This is a genomic window from Mycobacterium sp., from assembly GCF_035653355.1.
Classification (GTDB): Bacteria; Actinomycetota; Actinomycetes; order Mycobacteriales; family Mycobacteriaceae; genus Mycobacterium.
Genome location: NZ_DASRBZ010000271.1, coordinates 1 through 3802 on the forward strand (window position 1 = coordinate 1; position 3802 = coordinate 3802).

Below are 3802 nucleotides of genomic sequence, written 5' to 3' on the forward strand. Positions count from 1 at the left end.
AACCTGCCACGTCCCGGTTCCGTCGTCGGTGAAGTAGCTCTCGGCAGTGCCGTCGTTATCAAGATCAAGCACCGCATGGTCAGCCAATCCGTCGCCGTCGAAATCGGCCAACGCGTCATCACGGAGCCCGTCACCGTCGAAGTCCAGCCCCACCGCGTCGAACCGGCCGTCGTGGTCGAGGTCTAGGTCCGGTTGGCCGTCCCAGATTCTTGCCGCGCCGTCGTCACCGCCAAGGCAGTACTCCATGCGAGTAACGACGCCGCCCAGCTGTTACCGGTTCCCGCGTGCCTTCCACCAGGACAGCAGCTCTGCAGTCGCTTCCTCTCGAGTTAACGGCCCGCGTTCTAACCGCAGCTCTTTGAGGTAGCGCCACGCCTCACCCACCTGCGGACCGGGCGGGATATCGAGGATCTCCATGATCTCGTTGCCATCCAAATCGGGACGTATCCGCGCCAGATTCTCTAGGGCGGCCAGTTCGGAGATCCGCGCCTCCAGGCGGTCGTAGTTGGACTGCAGTCGGGCCGCCCGGCGCGCGTTACGGGTGGTGCAGTCGGCGCGGACCAGTTTGTGCAGCCGCGGCAGCAGTGGGCCCGCGTCGGTCACATAGCGGCGCACCGCCGAGTCGGTCCACTTGCCCTCGCCGTAGCCGTGGAACCGCAGGTGCAGGTACACCAGCTGCGAGACGTCCTCAACCATCTGTTTCGAGTACTTCAGCGCCCGCAGACGTTTGCGGGCCATCTTGGCGCCGACCACCTCGTGGTGGTGAAAGCTCACCCTGCCGTCGGGTTCGTGCTTGCGGGTGGCGGGCTTGCCGATGTCGTGCAGCAGCGCGGCCCAGCGCAACACCAGATCCGGGCCCTCGTCCTCGAGGTCGATGGCTTGCTGCAACACCCGCAGCGAATGCTGGTAGACGTCTTTGTGTTGGTGGTGTTCGTCGATGGCCATCTGCATGGCGCCGACTTCCGGCAAAACCACTTCACCCATCCCGGTTTGCACCAGCAAGTCGATACCGGCCACCGGGTCCTTGCCGAGCAGCAGCTTGTCCAATTCCGCGGCTACCCGTTCAGCGGTGATCCGGCCCAGTTGCGGCGCCATGTCTTCGATCGCCGAACGCACCCGCGGGACGACCGTGAACCCGAGCTGCGAAACGAACCGAGCAGCCCGCAACATCCGCAATGGGTCGTCGGCGAACGACTCCTGCGGCGTCGCCGGCGTGTCCAGCACACCGGCGCGCAGCGCCGCCAAACCGCCCAGCGGGTCGACGAATTCGCCGGGCCCGCTTGGCGTGACGCGCACCGCCATCGCGTTGACGGTGAAGTCGCGGCGGGCCAGATCGTCCTCCAGGCGGTCTCCGAAGCGCACCTGCGGGTTGCGTGACACCCGGTCGTAGCGGTCGGCGCGAAACGTGGTGATCTCCAGGCGGTGATCGCCCTTGCCGACGCCGACTGTGCCGAACTCGATCCCGGTGTCCCACAACGCGTCGACCCAGCCCCGAAGGATCGCCTGCACCTGCTCGGGCCGAGCACCGGTGGTGAAGTCGAGGTCCGGGCTGAGCCGCCCAAGCGCCGCGTCGCGCACCGATCCTCCGACCAGATACAGCTCGTGGCCCGCCTCGGTGAACAATGCCCCCAGCTCGCGCAAAAGCCCGGCGTGCCGGTTCAAGGCCACCGCAGCTGCGGTCAGCAGGTCGGCGTCTTGGGCGGTGTCGGGCACGTTCGATGAGCCTAGTCGTGCGACGATGCCTGCCGCTTGCGGCGGGAGGAGGAGCGCGACCATCAGACCCAGTCGTGCGACGATGCGTGCCGCTTGCGGCGGGAGGAGGAGCGCGACCATCAGACCCAGTTGCAGCGCTTAATCAAGCGATCGCGCAGGCTGCTACCGGCGAGTGGCCCGGGAACGCGCAACTGCGCCAGCTACTATCGCTTGGGTGTCGGACGACGAACAAGGCAAAGCTCGTCGGCGCCGGGGCAGGCGTCGCGGTCGGCGCGCGGCCGGTTCGTCCGAACACCGCTCAGCCAACCAGGCGACCGGCGGAACCACCGCGGCATCGGATGCCGGATCAGCGAAGTCGTCGCGCTCCCGCTCGTCGCGTCGCGGACCCGAGCGGCTACGCACAGTGCATGAAACCTCTGCCGGCGGATTGGTGATCGACGGTATTGACAAGCCGCGTGAAGAACAGGTCGCGGCCTTGATCGGTCGCATCGACCGGCGCGGTCGGATGTTGTGGTCGCTCCCCAAGGGCCACATCGAAGTCGGCGAGACGGCTGAGCAGACGGCTATGCGGGAGGTCGCCGAAGAGACCGGCGTCCGCGGCAGTGTGCTCGCCGCGCTGGGCAGCATCGACTACTGGTTCGTCACCGACGGGCGGCGGGTGCACAAGACGGTCCATCACTATTTGATGCGGTTCTCCGGCGGCGAACTATCCGACGACGACGTCGAAGTCGCCGAGGTGGCGTGGGTGCCGATACGCGAACTGCCATCGAAGTTGGCCTACGCCGACGAACGCCGGCTGGCCGAGGTGGCCGACGAACTGATCGACAAGCTGCAAACGGACGGTCCGGACGCATTGCCGCCGCTTCCGCCGAGCTCGCCGCGACGGCGGCCACAGACGCATTCGCACGCCCACCGCCGTCGGTCCGACGAATCCGCACCCGGCCGGAAGAACGGTCGCGGTCCAGGGCCGTGACCCGCCGGCGACGATGCAGAGCGAAGCGATGAGGAGGAGCGGCGCTTTGACCCGGCCGCGGCTTTCGCGGGCGGCCGCCTCGTGCCTCGCCGTAGTGGCCGGCATACTCGCCCTCCTCATCGTGCCCACCGCCGCGCCGCGCGCCGCCGCGGGCGAACCCGGCACGACCCCGTTCGTCCAAATCCGCGTCGACCAGGTGACCCCCGACGTCGTCACCACCACCAGCGAGCCGGTCGTCACCGTCAAGGGAATCGTCACCAACATCGGCGACCGCCCGGTTCGCGACGTGATGGTCCGGCTCGAGCACGCGCCGGCGGTCACCTCGTCGGCGGCCTTGCGCACCAGCCTCGACGGCGGCACCGACCAGTACCAACCGGCCGCCGATTTCCTCACCGTGGCAACCGAATTGCAGCGCGGACAAAAGAGCGGGTTCACGCTGTCCGCCCCGGTGCGTTCGTTGACCAAACCGTCGCTGGCCATCGATCAGCCCGGCGTCTATCCGCTGCTGATAAACGTCAACGGCACACCCGACTACGGCGCGCCTGCCCGGCTCGACAACGCCCGATTCCTGCTGCCGGTGGTGGGGGTGCCGCCCGAGCCGACCAAAACCTCCACCGACCCGTTGAGCTCCGTCGTTGCGCCCGACACGTCCAAGCCGGTGCAGATCACCATGCTGTGGCCGCTGGCCGACCGTCCCCGCCTGTCTCCGGGTGCACCCGGCGGCACCTTCCCCGTGCGGCTGATCGACGACGAGCTGGCCACCGCGCTGGCCACCGGCGGGCGGCTCGACGTTCTGCTGTCCTCAGCTGAGTTCGCCACCAGCCACGACGTTGACCCGGATGGCGCGGTCGGTCGCTCGCTGTGTTTGGCGGTGGACCCCGACCTGCTGGTCACCGTCAACGCGATGACCGCCGGGTACGTCGTCTCCAACTCCGCCGACAGCAGCGCACAACAGCCGGGAACACCGACCCATCCCGGAACCGGTCAGGCGGCCGCCGTGAGCTGGCTGGACCGGCTACGCGTGCTGGCCCACCGGATGTGCGTGGCCCCGACTCCATACGCCCACGCCGATCTCGACGCCGTCCAGCGCGTCGCCGAACCGGGGTTGAGCGCCGC

General features: G+C 68.2%; 2 protein-coding genes and 2 pseudogenes. 2 read left to right on the forward strand and 2 right to left on the reverse strand.

Features of this window, described 5'->3' with window-relative positions:
* Together VFA16_RS09245 and VFA16_RS09250 are read right to left on the reverse strand one after the other, a co-directional pair.
* Positions 1–246: pseudogene (locus VFA16_RS09245) on the reverse strand (pullulanase); the annotation flags it as partial.
* 24 nt (positions 247–270) lie between these two features.
* A complete protein-coding gene (locus VFA16_RS09250) occupies positions 271–1713 on the reverse strand; it encodes a CCA tRNA nucleotidyltransferase (protein ID WP_324967522.1) in 1443 nt (480 codons plus the stop codon).
* Positions 1714–1927: 214 nt separating this feature from the next.
* Here VFA16_RS09250 and VFA16_RS09255 point away from each other — a divergent pair, with 214 nt between their 5' ends.
* Together VFA16_RS09255 and VFA16_RS09260 are read left to right on the forward strand one after the other, a co-directional pair.
* Positions 1928–2686, forward strand: a complete 759-nt coding sequence (locus tag VFA16_RS09255; RefSeq protein ID WP_324967523.1) for an NUDIX hydrolase — start codon at positions 1928–1930, stop codon at positions 2684–2686.
* A gap of 46 nt (positions 2687–2732) precedes the next feature.
* Positions 2733–3802: pseudogene (locus VFA16_RS09260) on the forward strand (hypothetical protein); the annotation flags it as partial.